14 protein-coding genes, 1 tRNA gene and 1 pseudogene are annotated in these 15,644 nt (G+C 52.0%); 8 read left to right on the top strand and 8 right to left on the bottom strand.

Annotated features, from left to right (window positions below; all coding sequences use genetic code 11):
• Positions 1-54 precede the first annotated feature (54 nt).
• On the bottom strand, positions 55-1,434 hold the full coding sequence (gene ygjG / locus ACH0VJ_RS11075; RefSeq protein ID WP_001536702.1) for a putrescine aminotransferase: 1,380 nt from the start codon (positions 1,432-1,434) through the stop codon (positions 55-57).
• Positions 1,435-1,863: 429 nt separating this feature from the next.
• On the opposite strand from ygjG, the gene ACH0VJ_RS11070 reads away from it, so the two are divergent.
• Complete coding sequence (locus tag ACH0VJ_RS11070) at positions 1,864-3,384, top strand: PAS domain-containing methyl-accepting chemotaxis protein (RefSeq protein ID WP_000094651.1); 1,521 nt, start codon at positions 1,864-1,866, stop codon at positions 3,382-3,384.
• A 387-nt stretch (positions 3,385-3,771) separates the two neighbouring features.
• Positions 3,772-5,337 carry a methyl-accepting chemotaxis protein gene (locus tag ACH0VJ_RS11065; RefSeq protein ID WP_000478472.1) on the top strand — a complete coding sequence of 522 codons (1,566 nt, stop codon included), beginning with the start codon at positions 3,772-3,774 and terminating at the stop codon, positions 5,335-5,337.
• On the opposite strand, the gene ACH0VJ_RS11060 is transcribed toward ACH0VJ_RS11065, so the two are convergent.
• Positions 5,334-5,981, bottom strand: coding sequence for a PadR family transcriptional regulator (locus ACH0VJ_RS11060; protein WP_000983441.1), 648 nt, complete (start codon positions 5,979-5,981; stop codon positions 5,334-5,336). The genes ACH0VJ_RS11065 and ACH0VJ_RS11060 overlap by 4 nt on opposite strands.
• A 231-nt stretch (positions 5,982-6,212) precedes the next feature.
• Here ACH0VJ_RS11060 and ACH0VJ_RS11055 point away from each other — a divergent pair, with 231 nt between their 5' ends.
• Positions 6,213-6,980, top strand: a complete 768-nt coding sequence (locus ACH0VJ_RS11055) for a siderophore-interacting protein (RefSeq protein WP_086048290.1) — start codon at positions 6,213-6,215, stop codon at positions 6,978-6,980.
• A gap of 79 nt (positions 6,981-7,059) precedes the next feature.
• On the opposite strand, the gene ACH0VJ_RS11050 is transcribed toward ACH0VJ_RS11055, so the two are convergent.
• Positions 7,060-7,135, bottom strand: a tRNA-Ile gene (locus tag ACH0VJ_RS11050).
• 125 nt (positions 7,136-7,260) lie between these two features.
• Between ACH0VJ_RS11050 and mug the strand changes: the two genes are divergently transcribed.
• Positions 7,261-7,767 carry a G/U mismatch-specific DNA glycosylase gene (mug, locus tag ACH0VJ_RS11045; RefSeq protein WP_000237776.1) on the top strand — a complete coding sequence of 169 codons (507 nt, stop codon included), beginning with the start codon at positions 7,261-7,263 and terminating at the stop codon, positions 7,765-7,767.
• Positions 7,768-7,890: 123 nt separating this feature from the next.
• On the opposite strand, the gene rpoD is transcribed toward mug, so the two are convergent.
• The 3 genes from rpoD to rpsU all read right to left on the bottom strand — a co-directional run bounded on the left by rpoD (position 7,891) and on the right by rpsU (position 12,084).
• Positions 7,891-9,873 carry an RNA polymerase sigma factor RpoD gene (gene rpoD, locus ACH0VJ_RS11040; RefSeq protein ID WP_001120159.1) on the bottom strand — a complete coding sequence of 661 codons (1,983 nt, stop codon included), beginning with the start codon at positions 9,871-9,873 and terminating at the stop codon, positions 7,891-7,893.
• Positions 9,874-9,887: 14 nt separating this feature from the next.
• Positions 9,888-11,633, bottom strand: coding sequence for a DNA primase (gene dnaG / locus ACH0VJ_RS11035; RefSeq protein WP_000918865.1), 1,746 nt, complete (start codon positions 11,631-11,633; stop codon positions 9,888-9,890).
• A gap of 235 nt (positions 11,634-11,868) precedes the next feature.
• Complete coding sequence (rpsU, locus tag ACH0VJ_RS11030) at positions 11,869-12,084, bottom strand: 30S ribosomal protein S21 (protein ID WP_001144069.1); 216 nt, start codon at positions 12,082-12,084, stop codon at positions 11,869-11,871.
• Between the two features lie 227 nt (positions 12,085-12,311).
• Here rpsU and tsaD point away from each other — a divergent pair, with 227 nt between their 5' ends.
• Positions 12,312-13,325: a tRNA (adenosine(37)-N6)-threonylcarbamoyltransferase complex transferase subunit TsaD gene (gene tsaD, locus ACH0VJ_RS11025; RefSeq protein WP_001264394.1), complete on the top strand. Its 1,014-nt coding sequence runs from the start codon at positions 12,312-12,314 to the stop codon at positions 13,323-13,325.
• 23 nt (positions 13,326-13,348) lie between these two features.
• Positions 13,349-13,492, top strand: a complete 144-nt coding sequence (locus tag ACH0VJ_RS11020) for a hypothetical protein (protein WP_001135050.1) — start codon at positions 13,349-13,351, stop codon at positions 13,490-13,492.
• On the opposite strand, the pseudogene ACH0VJ_RS11015 reads toward ACH0VJ_RS11020, so the two are convergent.
• Together ACH0VJ_RS11015 and plsY are read right to left on the bottom strand one after the other, a co-directional pair.
• Positions 13,448-13,592: pseudogene (locus ACH0VJ_RS11015) on the bottom strand (fumarate hydratase); the annotation flags it as partial. The gene ACH0VJ_RS11020 and the pseudogene ACH0VJ_RS11015 overlap by 45 nt on opposite strands.
• Positions 13,576-14,187 carry a glycerol-3-phosphate 1-O-acyltransferase PlsY gene (plsY, locus tag ACH0VJ_RS11010; protein ID WP_001272784.1) on the bottom strand — a complete coding sequence of 204 codons (612 nt, stop codon included), beginning with the start codon at positions 14,185-14,187 and terminating at the stop codon, positions 13,576-13,578. The pseudogene ACH0VJ_RS11015 and the gene plsY, both read right to left, overlap by 17 nt.
• 106 nt (positions 14,188-14,293) lie before the next feature.
• Between plsY and folB the strand changes: the two genes are divergently transcribed.
• Both folB and bacA read left to right on the top strand, forming a co-directional pair.
• Complete coding sequence (gene folB, locus ACH0VJ_RS11005; protein WP_000355776.1) at positions 14,294-14,653, top strand: bifunctional dihydroneopterin aldolase/7,8-dihydroneopterin epimerase; 360 nt, start codon at positions 14,294-14,296, stop codon at positions 14,651-14,653.
• A gap of 97 nt (positions 14,654-14,750) precedes the next feature.
• A complete protein-coding gene (gene bacA / locus ACH0VJ_RS11000; protein ID WP_001281933.1) occupies positions 14,751-15,572 on the top strand; it encodes an undecaprenyl-diphosphate phosphatase in 822 nt (273 codons plus the stop codon).
• Positions 15,573-15,644: the final 72 nt, after the last annotated feature.

Here is a 15,644-nt window from a genome sequence, read left to right as displayed (position 1 = left end):
GGCCGCGACCCGGGGAAAACAGGCCGGATAAGCATAGCGCCATCCGGCATGTTTTTAAACCTCTTCAACGCTCACCTGCATCGCCGCCAGCGCATTACGCGCTGATTTCAATACCTGTTCGCACAGTTCAATGGTTAGCGTGAGCGGTGGCTCGATACGAATTGTTTTCGCATTATTCAGCGTACCAGCGACCAGCACGCGTTGACGGAACATCTCACTGGCAAAACGGTAGCCCGTTTCGTTATCGACAAATTCAATGGCCATCAACATACCTTTGCCGCGCGCCTCGTGTACCAGATTGGGATATTCACGCGCAAGTTGTCGAAAACCATCCAGGAGCGTATCGCCTTTTTGTTCCGCCTGGGCCGGGAGATTTTGCTCCAGCAGGACGTTAATGGTCGCCAGCGCGGCAGCACAAGCCAGCGGATTACCGCCAAAAGTGGTGGTATGCAGGAAGGGGTTGTCGAACAGAACCGAAAACACCTCTTCAGTCGCGATGGTGGCGCCAATCGGCATCACGCCGCCGCCCAGGGCTTTCGCCAGACACAGAATATCAGGCTGCACATTTTCGTGCTCACAGGCAAACATCTTGCCGGTACGCCCCATGCCGGTTTGTACTTCATCCAGAATCATCAGCGCGCCGAATTCGTCACAGAGCTTACGTACCTCTGTCAGGTATCCCTGCGGCGGCAGGATCACGCCGCCTTCACCCTGAATAGGCTCCAGAATCACGGCTGCTATCTCGTCGCCCGTTTTTTTGCCTTCGCTAAATGCCATGCTCATCGCGTCGATATTGCCAAACGGCACATGGCGGAAGCCCGGCAGTAAAGGCATAAAGGGTCTGCGGAAGGTGGATTTGGCCGTGGCGGAGAGCGCGCCCAATGATTTGCCATGAAATGCGCCGCTGGTGGCGATAAAGGTAAACTTGCCGCGCGGCGACTGATACGCTTTTGCCAGTTTTAGCGCCGCTTCGACGGATTCGGTGCCGCTGTTACAGAAAAAGCTGTACTTGAGTTTCCCCGGTGTCAGCGCCGCCAGCGTTTTTGCCAGCATCGCCCGCAAGGGATCAAGTAACTCCTGGCTGTGGAGAGGTTGTTTTGCGAGTTGATTCTGGACGGCGGATACCACAACAGGATTACGGTGCCCCACGTTAAAGATGCCAAACCCCCCAAGACAGTCGATAAACTCCTGCCCCTGGGTGTCGACAAGCGTATTCAAACTGCCCGCTTGCCACTCTACGGCTCCGTAATCCCCGCCGGCGGTAACAGATTTCCGGTATTCCAGAAATCCTGGATTTACATGCTCTTTAAAGTAGTCAATGACCTCTCGGTTTAGTGCTTTCATTTCCTCATGGTTTAGCGTTCGCTTCTCGATGAGATTCAGTGCGTGCGCGCTACAGGCCAAAGCCGATGCGCTGGAAGGTAACCTGTTCAAAATGAGCTCCAGAGGGCCGTGTATCACATGATACTGAATTAAGTATTGCAGGGATTAGCGGGGGTCTAAGCCCATAGTGAAAATCGGGATAAACACCAGGAATAATCACATTTACACAACATTTAATATCATGTGTTAACAATTGGATGCATTTTGAGCAGATCTTGTTTTACGGTTTACGGTGTGTTGCGTTAGCGGCGGCGTGAGAAAAAGGTGAGCCAGGGCAGATTTTAAAGAAAAAGGTTGTCCACGCTAAACAATTTCATAATGAAAATAAGGCGCAGGATGAGGTGAAAATCGTACAAATATTAAGGATTAATCGCAAATTGCGATCCAGAGCAATTTTAACAACTAAAGATAAATAGATTAGCGCCGAAATAACATCTGAGCGAAAAATTAACATCCAGATAACCTGCACAGGACGCTATCATGTCTTCTCATCCCTACGTCAGCCAGCTAAATACCCCGCTGGATGATGATACCACTCTGATGTCTACGACCGACCTGGAAAGCTATATCACTCACGCCAATGACACTTTTGTCCAGGTGAGCGGCTATCAGTTAAACGAGTTACTGGCGCAGCCACATAATCTGGTGCGTCATCCGGATATGCCGAAAGCTGCCTTCGCAGATATGTGGTACACCCTAAAACAGGGCGAACCGTGGAGCGGCATTGTGAAAAACCGGCGTAAAAACGGCGACCATTATTGGGTGCGGGCCAACGCGGTACCGATGATACGTGAAGGGCGTGTGACTGGATATATGTCGATCCGTACCCGCGCCACGGATGATGAGGTTGCCGCCGTCGAGCCTTTATATCAGGCGCTAAATGAAGGGCGGTGTAGTAAACGAATTCATAAAGGCCTGGTGGTTCGTCAGGGTTTGCTGGGCAAACTGCCCGCTATGCCTGTTCGCTGGCGAGTGCGTAGCATTATGGGGCTAATGGCCGTAATGCTGGCGTTGGCGTTGTTCGGTACGGATGCCTCATGGCAGGCGTTGCTGTTGGGCGCGTTGGCGATGCTGGCAGGTACGGCGCTATTGGAATGGCAAATTGTGCGTCCCATTGAAAATGTGGCGACGCAGGCGCTGAAAGTGGCGACCGGCGAACGCAACAGCGTACAACATCTTAATCGTAGCGATGAGTTGGGGCTGACGCTGAGGGCCGTGGGGCAGCTTGGCTTGATGTGCCGCTGGCTGATCAATGACGTATCAAGTCAGGTTTCCAGCGTCAGAAACGGCAGTGAAAGGCTGGCGAAGGGTAATAATGATCTGAACGAACACACCCGTCAGACCGTGGAGAATGTTCAGGAAACGGTAACGACCATGAACCAGATGGCGGAGTCCGTGAAGCTCAATTCCGAGACGGCTTCCGCTGCGGATAAGCTTTCCATGGCGGCCAGTAGCGCGGCGACTCAGGGAGGTGAGGCGATGGATACGGTGATTAAAACGATGGATGATATCGCTCACAGTACGCAACGTATCGGGACGATCACCACGCTAATTAACGATATCGCTTTTCAGACGAATATCCTGGCGCTGAATGCGGCGGTAGAAGCGGCGAGAGCGGGCGAGCAGGGGAAAGGGTTTGCCGTGGTTGCTGGCGAGGTACGCCATCTTGCCAGCCGCAGCGCTAATGCGGCGAACGATATTCGTAAATTAATTGATGCCAGCGCAACAAAGGTGCAGTCAGGCTCCGAGCAGGTTCACGCCGCAGGCCGTACCATGGATGACATTGTAGCTCAGGTGCAAAATGTCACCCTGCTTATCGCACGTATCAGTCAGTCGACGCAGGAACAGACAGATGGGCTTTCCAGCCTGACCCGCGCCGTGGACGAGTTGAACCGCATAACCCAGAAAAATGCGGCGCTGGTGGAAGAGAGCGCACAAGTCTCCGCAATGGTAAAACACCGTGCCAGCCGGCTGGAGGATGCGGTCACGGTACTGCATTAAGTTTATTTGTAGGTAGCAATGGTAATGACATCCGCCCGGTAGCAACAGGCTTACCGGGCGGATGCGCTCTGATAGAAGGCGGTGCCTGCCATCATAGAGAGTATCAGTGGCCTGTGATGTTAAAAATAATGTGATATTTATTCCTTCTCCCTTGTCTACCTATTAATAGGTATAAACTCAGTTAATAAATAAGAAATGGTTAACCTTTTAGCGTATTTCTTTCATTATTAGTGCCAATTTATGTCACTTTTGGTTCATCTTTCTGTGAACAATAAATATTACTTACTAATAATGTTCCGAAATAAAAAGCGATCAATATCATAAAGTTAGTAACATTATTGCCGATAAATCTTCCTGTATGAGGATATGCAATCCCAGGGAGAAAATATGTTTTTGCATAACATTAAAATACGTTCAAAATTATTTATGGCCTTTGGCTTATTCATTGTTCTCATGGTGGTGAGTTCCGCTCTGTCTTTGTTTAGCCTTGATCGGGCTAATACGGGTATGCAGAACATTATTACCAATGATTATCCCACCACGGTGAAAGCCAATCTGTTAATCGATAATTTTAATGATTTCATCATCGCGCAGCAGCTCATGTTACTGGATGAAGAGGGGCGCTGGAGCCAGAGTTCGCAGAAAGAGCTGGATGAAATAAGCCAGCGTATTACGGCGTTACTGGATGAGCTTTCCAGCAATCGTCACGATGCGGCTTCGCAGAAAATCATTACCGAGATCCGTGAAGCGCGCCAGCAATACCTGGAGTCCAGATTCCGTATTTTGCAAGATATTCAAAGCCATAATCGTCAGGCGGCCATTCAGGAGATGATGACCAGAACGGTGCAAGTGCAAAAGGTCTATAAGGACAAAGTTCAGGAACTTATCGCCGTTCAGGATGCGCAGATGCACAACGCGGGCGTGCAGGTCGAAGGAGATTTTAAAACTAACCGGACGCTGTTAATTACCCTGGCGCTGATAAGCATCGCTGCCGGATGCGTAATGGGATGGTATATCGTACGTTCCATTACCCGACCGCTTGATGAAGCGGTACGCTTTGCCGAGGCGATTGCCGATGGCGATCTGACTCGCCATATCACCACCGACTATAAAGATGAAACAGGCGTACTACTGCAAGCATTAATGGCGATGAAAACGCGTCTGCTGGATATCGTACAGGAAGTGCAAAACGGTTCGGAGAGTATCTCCACGGCGGCGGCGCAAATTGTCGCCGGTAACCAGGATTTGGCCGCGCGTACGGAAGAACAGGCCAGCTCGGTTGAAGAAACGGCGGCGTCGATGGAACAGATTACCGCCACGGTTAAAAACACAGCTGACCATACCAGTGAAGCGACCAAACTCTCTGCCGGCGCCGCCAGCGTAGTGAAAAACAATGGGGAGATGATGAATCAAGTGACGCAGAAAATGCGCGTCATTAACGATACGGCAAATCGTATGTCGGATATCATCAATATCATTGATTCCATTGCCTTTCAGACCAATATTCTGGCGCTGAACGCGGCGGTTGAAGCGGCGCGTGCGGGCGAACATGGACGTGGTTTTGCCGTTGTCGCCGGAGAGGTTCGCCAGTTGGCGCAAAAGAGCGCCTCGTCAGCCAGTGAAATCCGTAATTTGATTGAAGATTCAACCAGTCAGACTCAGGAAGGGATGCACCTGGTGGAGAAAGCCAGCGCCCTGATTAATGGCATGGTGGATAACGTCGAAGAGATGGATGTGATATTACGCGAGATTGGGCAGGCCAGCCGTGAGCAAACTGACGGTATTTCGCAGATTAACAGCGCGATTGGCCTGATTGACGCCGCCACGCAACAAAACTCCTGCCTTGTGGAAGAGTCTGTTGCCGCCGCGGCGTCGCTGAACGAACAGGCGTTACATTTAAAAGAGCTGGTTAACGTGTTCCGCGTCCGCGAAGAGGACACGCAGCCCGCTTAATCCAGTTCGGCGATTTCCAGCGCCGCGCGATCAATCACGCCGATAATGCGTTTGATTTGCGCGTCGTTGATATCGCTGTGGTTTATCCGCAGATCCAGCACGGCCTTGAAGTTATCCAGCGCCCGCTTCATCTGCGGATTTTTACGTAACTCCATGCCCACACAACGGGCTTTTAGCCGCGCCTGAATATGCGTCAGGTGTTCGCGATTTTCATCAAGCCATTGCGCGCCGTTCGCGGTAATCGCGATTTTTTTCCGCCCGCCTTCTTCGTCGCTAATCGTGATAAATTGCTGATCCTGTAAAAAATCCAGCGTAGGGTAGATCACACCAGCGCTTGGCGTATAGCCGCCCCCCGTCAGGTTTTCTATCGCTTTAATCAGTTCATAGCCGTGGCTGGCGTCCCGGGTCAGGATATCAAGAATGACCAGCCGAAGTTCCCCGTGGCCAAAAAATCGCTGACGTCGACCACCGCCCTGTCCATGACGACCACAGCCGTGTCCGTGACGGTGCTCGCCGCCGCAACTGGCGTTCTCATGCTGATGCGCGCTATGGCAGCCTTCATGCTGATGTTCTCGATCTTTGCAGCAACCATCGTGCATATGATCCCGGTTTTTGCAACACCCTTCATGTTGATTTTGCATCATTGCCTCCTGCTTATTTAGATATATCTAATTTATATCTAAATGATGGTTTTTAGCAAGGATAAAAGCGATTGTTGATATAATCTATTAATTTATAACGTTTTATTTTGAAGTTGTGATTAGCGATGTGTTGCCAGAACACTATCAAAAAACAGTTGCATTTTTACTGATTAACAATCATTATCATTTAAAACTTTAATTTAGATATATCGTATTACTTCACGAAGGCAAAAAATGACGACATCATCCGTACGCTACCCACAGCGTGTTCGTAATGAGCTGCGTTTTCGCGAGCTGATCGTTCTGCGGGTAGAACGTATTAGCGCAGGATTTCAGCGGATCGTACTTGGCGGCGAGGCGCTGGACGGTTTCATCTCCCTGGGCTTTGACGATCACACGAAAGTTTTTTTCCCTGAGCCAGGCTGTCGCTTTACGCCTCCGACAGTCACTGAGGAAGGCATTATCTGGGGGGAGGGCGTTCGCCCGGTCTCCAGGGATTACACGCCGCTGTATGACGAGGCGCGTCGCGAGCTGGCGCTGGATTTCTTTATCCACGATGGCGGCGTAGCCAGCCGTTGGGCAATGGAAGCCCGTGAAGGCGATACACTGACGATCGGCGGGCCGCGCGGTTCGCTGGTGGTGCCGGAAGAGTATGCCTGTCAGGTTTATGTCTGCGATGAGTCCGGTATGCCTGCGCTACGTCGTCGTCTGGAATCGCTTAGCCGTCTGCCTGTGCGCCCTGCGGTAACCGCGCTGGTGAGCATTCAGGATGCGGCATACCGCGATTATCTCACCCATTTGACGGATATTACTGTGGAATATGTTGTTGGCGGCGATGAACAGGCAATGCAAACGCGCCTGTCGCAGCTGACAATACCAGAATCAGACTATTTCATCTGGATTACTGGCGAAGGCAAAACGGTAAAACGTTTAAGTCAGTGCTTTGAAAAGGGGTTTGATCCACACCTGGTACGTGCGGCAGCCTATTGGCATCGTAAATAGCGGTATGGGGTGAGCCCTGTCAGAAACAAAAAGGCCACTCTTTAGAGTGGCTTAATTATATGATTTTAAAGCTAAAATTTGGTGGCCCCTGCTGGACTTGAACCAGCGACCAAGCGATTATGAGTCGCCTGCTCTAACCACTGAGCTAAGGGGCCGTGGCGGTGGATTATAATGTAACTTTACGCTGTAATCCAGCCGTAACCGTGCGGGTGCTGTTTTTATAAACAATGTGTTTTCAACCCGTTATACTTAAAGAACGTTGTATTGCTCAGGAGTAATAATGGTTAAGGACATACTGGCGCCAGGGCTACGGGTGGTTTTTTGCGGCATCAATCCGGGACTCTCCTCGGCGAATACCGGCTTTCCGTTTGCGCATCCCGCGAATCGTTTTTGGAAAGTTATTCATTTGGCCGGTTTCACCGATCGACAGTTGAAACCGGAAGAGGCGGAAAAATTACTGGATTTTCGCTGCGGGGTAACGAAACTCGTCGACCGACCGACGGTACAAGCGACTGAGGTGAAGTTGCATGAATTACGTAGCGGCGGACGAAACCTGATTGAAAAAATAGAGGACTACCAGCCCGCGGCGCTGGCGGTGCTTGGTAAACAGGCTTTTGAACAGGGGTTCAGCCAGCGCGGTATCGCCTGGGGTAAACAAAAGATCGCCATTGGCGCGACGATGGTGTGGGTGTTGCCGAATCCCAGCGGCTTAAACCGAATTAAAACGGAAAAACTGGTCGAGGCCTATCGCGAACTGGATCAAGCGCTCATTATGCGTGGGCTATAGCAATGGGGAATGAGGGCGCGAATACTCGCGCTGTGTAGAAATTCTGCAGGCCAAATAGGGCGCTTGCGCATGGCCTGATAAAAAAACGCCGCCTTGCGGCGGCGTTTATACGTGTGCGGCGAATTAATCGTCGAGGAAGCTGCGCAGCACTTCAGAACGGCTCGGGTGGCGCAGTTTACGCAGCGCCTTCGCTTCGATCTGACGGATACGTTCGCGGGTAACATCGAACTGTTTACCCACTTCTTCCAGCGTGTGGTCGGTGTTCATATCGATACCGAAACGCATACGCAGCACTTTCGCTTCACGAGCGGTCAGGCCAGCCAAAACGTCGTGAGTGGCGGCACGCAGGCTCTCGGTAGTGGCAGAGTCCAGCGGCAGCTCGAGGGTGGTATCCTCGATGAAATCACCCAGATGCGAATCTTCATCGTCGCCGATCGGCGTTTCCATGGAGATTGGCTCTTTGGCAATCTTTAGCACCTTACGAATTTTATCTTCCGGCATCAGCATCCGTTCAGCCAGCTCTTCCGGCGTTGGCTCGCGGCCCATCTCTTGCAGCATCTGGCGAGAAATACGGTTGAGCTTGTTGATGGTCTCAATCATATGCACCGGAATACGGATGGTGCGCGCCTGATCGGCGATAGAACGGGTGATCGCCTGACGGATCCACCAGGTTGCATAGGTGGAGAATTTGTAGCCGCGACGGTATTCGAACTTATCTACCGCTTTCATCAGACCGATGTTGCCTTCCTGAATCAGATCAAGGAATTGCAAGCCACGGTTGGTGTATTTCTTAGCGATAGAAATAACCAGACGCAAGTTCGCTTCAACCATCTCTTTCTTCGCACGGCGGGCTTTCGCTTCCCCGATGGACATGCGACGGTTGATGTCTTTCACCTGTTCGATGGTCAGACCGGTCTCTTCTTCAATCTGCCGCAGTTTTTGCAGGCAGCGTTGCACTTCTTCCGCGACATCGTGCAGTTTTTCCGACCACGGTTTGTTCATCGCGATAGCGGCATTGAACCAGGTTTCGCTGGTTTCATTACCGGTAAACAGCGTGATAAAGTTCTTCTTCGGCATTTTGCACTGCTCGACGCAGAGCTTCATGATCAGACGTTCCTGGGTACGCACGCGATCCATCATCACGCGCATACTGTTGACCAGATAGTCGAATTGCTTCGGTACCAGACGGAACTGTTTGAACACTTCAGACAGCTTCAGAATCTCTTCCTGCGCGGCAGCATGGCTGCGGCCTTTCGCTTTGATGGTGTCGCGCGTAACGACGTATTGCGCGCGCAGCTCAGCGAATTTTTCGCGTGCCAGTTCAGGGTCAATGCTGTTGTCGTCATCGGCGGCGTCATCGTCGCCGTCTTCTTCATCTTCGTCTTCGTCATCATCCAGGTCTTCCTGGGAGAGTTCAGAACCGACGTGAGTTGCGGTCGGCGCCATCTCTTCTTCCGCGTTCGGATCGACAAAGCCGGTGATAAGATCGGACAAACGAGCCTCTTCAGCCTCAACGCGATCGTACTGTTCCAGCAGATAGGTAATGGCTTCCGGGTATTCGGCAACGGAGCATTGAACCTGGTTGATCCCGTCTTCGATACGTTTAGCGATGTCGATTTCGCCTTCCCGGGTCAACAGTTCAACAGTGCCCATTTCACGCATATACATGCGTACCGGGTCAGTCGTACGACCGATTTCAGACTCAACACTGGACAGAACTTGTGCAGCAGCTTCTTCCGCATCTTCATCGGTGCTGGTGGTATTTTCAGCCAGCAGCAGATCATCGGCATCAGGCGCTTCTTCCATTACCTGAATACCCATGTCGTTGATCATTTGGATGATATCTTCAATTTGATCTGAATCGACGATATCTTCCGGCAGATGGTCATTGACCTCAGCATAGGTCAGATAGCCTTGCTCCTTACCACGGGTGACAAGAAGTTTCAGCTGTGACTGCGGGTTTTGCTCCATAAGACGGTATCCACACTTATTCGTTTGATTGGTGTCGACGGTATAGCTGTCGACATTTAAAGCGAGGGCATACTTATATTTTGGCCGCTGCCTCTCACTGCGGCTGTCGGGGGCTTCCCGATCGATATGCGGCATTTAAGCCGTTAAATTCATTTTCTGGCCAGCTCCTGGTTTAACGTCCAGAGCTCTCGGCGTTCTTCGCTGCTTAAACCGTGAGTGCGATCGCGAGCGATCAGCTCTTCTTGTCGCAGTTGCAGCAGCGAATCAAACATATGGTTGAGTGAGTCGGTAAAGGTCTTTTCGGCAATCGCCTTATCTGCTATATCGTCCCACATCGATAATTTTTCAAGGGTCGCAGCATCATTTGTGCCACGGTAGAGTTCCAGAAGTTGTCCGGTAGTAAGACCTGGCTGAGCCAAACAAGTTTTGACCAATTCTTTAAATAAGCCAAGTCCAGGCAGCTTATTCTGATCCAGCGCGTCTAAGGGCGGCACTAACGGCGCGAGATCCGGGTTTTGCACCAGTAATCCTATCAGTATACGCATGGTCGTGCGTTTTAGCTGCGGAGCCGGGCGGGAAACGCCGCTTTCCGCCTGTTTTGGCACTAAACGATCAAGCTGACTATCATCGAAAATGCCTAACTTCAGCCCCAACGTCTGGCGCAACTGAATACGGTGTGCGTCGCCAGGCACCTGATTAATGAGCGGCAGCGCCAGTGCGGCTAACTGCGTGCTGCCATCCGGCGAGCTTAAATCCACCTGCGGCAGGAGGCTATTAAACAGAAACGTAGAGAGCGGCTGCGCCTGCTCCATCCGCGCTTCAAAAGCCGCCTTGCCTTCTTTACGCACCAGCGTATCCGGGTCTTCGCCGTCAGGTAAAAACATAAAGCGTACCTGCCGACCGTCGGTCATATAAGGCATTGCTGTTTCCAGCGCTCTCCAGGCGGCATCACGGCCAGCCCGGTCGCCGTCGTAACAGCAAATTACGTTGTTCGTCGCCCGGAATAACATATGCATATGGTCTGCCGTGGTTGAGGTACCCAGCGAAGCGACCGCATAGTTAATGTCGTATTGCGCTAGTGCGACGACATCCATATAACCTTCGACCACAAGCAAGCGTTGCGGTTCAGCACTATATTGCTGAGCCTCATAAAGACCATATAGCTGGCGGCCTTTATGGAAAATGTCCGTTTCCGGAGAGTTAAGGTATTTCGGCGTGTCGTTCCCCAGTACTCGACCGCCAAAACCAATCACCCTGCCGCGTTTGTCCCGAATAGGGAACATGACCCGATTACGGAAACGATCGTAAGTGCTGCCCTGCTCGTTATTGACCAGCATCCCGGCATCCAGCAACAATGCCTTGTTATCGCTGTTATTACCGAAGCGCTTTAACGCGTTATCCCACCCTGGCGGCGCGAAGCCAATGGCGAAACGCTGAATAATTTCAGCGCTCAGACCGCGCTTTTGCAGATAGTCACGCGCAGGTTTTGCCGCAGGATGGGTAAGCGACTGCTGATAAAAGTCATTCAGACCATTCATCAACTGATAGAGGTTTTGCCGTTGATGGCGCTCTATCTGGCTAAGCCCGGTGCCTGCTTCATAGGGAATTTCCAGGTTATGCATGGCCGCTAATTCTTCGACGGTTTCGACAAATTCGAGCTTGTCGTAATTCATCAAAAAGTCGATCGCATTGCCATGCGCGCCGCATCCAAAGCAGTGATAAAACTGTTTTTCACCGTTTACGGTGAAAGAAGGGGTTTTCTCATTATGGAATGGACAACACGCGTGATAGTTCTTGCCCTGTTTCTTGAGTTTTACGCGCACGTCGATCAGATCGACGATATCGGTTCTCGCCAGCAGGTCATTAATGAATACGCGTGGGATTCGTCCAGCCATATGCCCCTTTTATACACGTCATTCTTCAGGCTGCCGTAGTGTTGGCTACGTTTGCTCACCCCTGTCGCTGACTTGCGTAAGCGCCGGGGATTTACTCTCTTGCCGCCTGGACGCAGCATGAATGATTTTGTGTATATGCTAATGCATAAACGAAAACAAGCCGCGCATTCCTTTCGGAAGCACGGCCTTACAACTACAACTCGATCTGAATTGAGAGCAGCCCGCTCTCAAAAGATTAGTACAGACGAGTACGGCGTGCGTTTTCGCGAGCCAGTTTCTTCGCGTGACGTTTCACTGCAGAAGCTTTAGCGCGCTTACGTTCGGTCGTCGGTTTTTCATAGAACTCACGACGACGAACTTCCGCCAGAACACCTGCTTTTTCGCAGGAACGCTTGAAGCGACGCAGAGCTACGTCGAACGGCTCGTTTTCACGTACTTTAATTACCGGCATGTGCCTCTCACCTTTGATTAATTCGGTTTGCCGCTGGCATCAACGCCAGCTTATTTCAAAATGGTGCGGAATTTTACTGCAATTGCTGCTGCTTTGTAAAGCACCGCGGCCTTTTTTGAAAGGGACTTTTATAAGGGGAGGGAGTATACACGAAGTCGGGACTGAGGGTATACATCCACCCGCATTCGACCTACACTGCGCGGTATTAGAGCGAGGTAAAACAAGTCATGCGTGTACTGGGTATTGAAACATCCTGCGATGAAACCGGCATCGCTATTTACGACGACAAAAAGGGTCTGTTAGCCAACCAATTGTATAGTCAGGTGAAATTACATGCTGACTACGGCGGCGTAGTGCCTGAACTGGCTTCCCGCGATCATGTGCGTAAAACCGTGCCGCTGATTCAGGCGGCATTAAAAGAAGCCGGTCTGACGGCGAGCGATATCGACGCGGTGGCCTATACCGCAGGCCCGGGCCTGGTCGGCGCGCTGCTGGTCGGCGCAACCGTCGGGCGTTCACTGGCATTTGCCTGGAATGTGCCGGCCATTCCTGTACACCATATGGAAGGTCATCTGCTGGCGCCAATGCTGGAAGATAATCCCCCGGAATTCCCGTTTGTGGCGCTACTGGTCTCCGGCGGACATACGCAGCTCATTAGCGTGACCGGAATCGGTCAGTACGAACTGCTGGGAGAGTCGATTGACGATGCCGCCGGTGAAGCGTTTGATAAAACCGCCAAATTGTTGGGGCTGGATTATCCTGGCGGCCCGATGCTGTCGAAAATGGCGTCGCAGGGGACGGCGGGGCGTTTTGTCTTTCCGCGCCCGATGACCGATCGTCCGGGGCTGGATTTTAGTTTTTCCGGTCTGAAAACCTTTGCCGCTAACACCATTCGTAGTAATGGCGGCGACGAACAAACTCGCGCTGATATCGCGCGCGCTTTTGAAGATGCGGTCGTGGATACGCTGATGATCAAGTGCAAGCGCGCGCTGGAAAGCACCGGTTTTAAGCGTCTGGTCATGGCGGGCGGCGTCAGCGCTAACCGCACGCTGCGCGCGAAGCTTGCCGAAATGATGCAAAAACGCCGCGGCGAAGTGTTCTATGCGCGTCCGGAGTTTTGTACCGACAATGGGGCGATGATCGCCTATGCCGGAATGGTGCGGTTTAAGGCGGGCGTTACGGCGGATCTTGGCGTAACGGTACGTCCGCGCTGGCCGCTGGCCGAGCTGCCGGCGGCGTAAAAGCGGAGAAAGGGGGCGACATCATGCCGCCCCAACGGGTTTACAGCAAAACGACGGGCATCCACAACAGTCTGGAGACGATCAGCAGCACCAGGAAGATCAGGCCGAAAATCGCGCCTAACCACGCCAATGGTGGAAGGGTGACGCGCGGCGGATTCGATATGTAAGCCCATCAACCGAGCTATTGCCGGTCAACCCTTGTGGGCCGATCCCCAGACGGTTGCGGCCCTCTTCCAGACGCAGCTCCAGCTCAATCTTTCTGGCGTTTCTTTTTCAGCTTCGTCCAGATTTTCGTCTCCTGGCGACGCCACAGACGCTGGATGTTGTCATGATGGCGCAGCAAAATGAGACATGACAGCATCGATACCGGGAAGGTGAACTGCGGTTTAAACCACCAGACGTAAAACGGCGCAATCAAGGCGCTGACAATCGCCCCTAACGATGAATAACCGCTTAACAGGACCGTCAGCAGCCAGGTGCCTGCCATGACGCCGGTTAAATCCCAGCCGATGGGCGCGATGGCGCCAAACGCGGTTGCTACGCCTTTCCCACCTTTAAAGCCAAAAAAGACCGGCCAGATATGCCCCAGACAGGCGGCGATAGCGATAAGCCCCAGCCAGAAAGGGGTAACGCCTAACGCATACGCGCCCCAGACGGGCAACATACCTTTAAGGATGTCAAAAATAAGTACCGCGACAGCCGCTCCCTTGCCACCGATTCGTAATACGTTCGTCGCGCCCGGGTTGCCGGAGCCGCTTTCTCGCGGATCGGGCAGCCCGGCGATGCGGCAAACCAGAATGGCACTGGAAATTGAGCCGCAGAGGTACGCGAAGAGGATCATTCCAGGCGCGATTGCACTCATAAGCTGTTCCGTATTGAAAGTGTCGTTTTATTTACTATTTCTGTGGATAATACGCACATTTCGCCGGAAGTGGTATCCGGGTTAGCCAAAAAGCAGGCAGGTCGTGATGGATATTGTATTTATAGAGCAACTTTCGGTAATCACCACTATCGGTGTTTACGACTGGGAACAGACTATCGAGCAAAAACTGGTGTTCGATATCGAAATGGCATGGGATAACCGCAAGTCGGCGAAAAGCGATGATGTCGCAGATTGTCTAAGTTACGCGGATATCGCCGACACGGTGATAAATCATGTTGAAGGCGGGCGTTTTGCTCTGGTCGAGCGTGTGGCGGAAGAGGTGGCGGATCTGCTGCTTAGCCGATTCAATTCTCCGTGGGTTCGCATCAAACTGAGTAAGCCTGGCGCCGTCGCGCGCGCGGCGAACGTAGGGGTAATTATTGAGCGTGGCAATAATCTGAAATAAAAATAAATAATTTTATATTTTTTAAACCAAACGGTTATATATGGGGTCTTAACGCGAGATCCATTTTTGCAGTGTTTTTCATTTTAGGGGTTTATTGATGAGCGATATGCACTCGCTGCTGATAGCGGCAATTTTGGGTGTGGTCGAAGGATTGACGGAGTTTTTGCCGGTATCCAGCACGGGCCATATGATTATTGTGGGTCATCTGCTGGGGTTTGAAGGCGATACGGCCAAGACATTCGAAGTGGTGATTCAACTTGGATCTATTCTGGCGGTCGTGGTGATGTTCTGGCGGCGGTTGTTTGGTCTCATCGGTATTCACTTTGGCCGCCCGCTACAGCGTGAAGGTGAAAGTAAAGGTCGATTAACGTTGATTCACATCCTGCTGGGCATGATTCCGGCGGTGGTGCTGGGGTTAGTCTTTCATGACACGATCAAGTCGCTATTTAACCCAATTAACGTGATGTACGCGCTGGTGGTAGGCGGTCTGTTGCTGATTGCCGCCGAGTGCCTGAAGCCGAAAGAACCGCGCGCGCCGGGGCTGGATGATATGACGTATCGTCAGGCGTTTATGATTGGCTGTTTCCAGTGTCTGGCGCTGTGGCCGGGCTTCTCGCGTTCCGGAGCGACCATTTCCGGTGGGATGCTGATGGGCGTCAGCCGTTACGCCGCCTCTGAGTTCTCGTTCTTACTGGCTGTGCCGATGATGATGGGCGCAACGGTTCTGGATCTCTACAAAAGTTGGTCATTCCTGACCGCAGCGGATATTCCAATGTTCGCGGTGGGCTTTGTGACGGCGTTTGTGGTGGCGCTGATCGCTATCAAGACCTTCCTGCAACTGATTAAGCGTATCTCGTTTATTCCGTTTGCGATTTACCGCTTTGTGGTGGCGGCTGCCGTTTACGTTGTCTTCTTCTGATGATTGACCGTGCCGGATGGCGGAGTACCGCCTTGTCCGGCCTAACTGTTTTGTCGGTCTGATAAGCGCAGC

Source organism: Salmonella sp. 2020_1459, assembly GCF_043847915.1.
In the GTDB taxonomy this organism is placed as follows: domain Bacteria; phylum Pseudomonadota; class Gammaproteobacteria; order Enterobacterales; family Enterobacteriaceae; genus Salmonella; species Salmonella enterica.
This window is presented reverse-complemented; position numbering and strand designations above follow the sequence as displayed.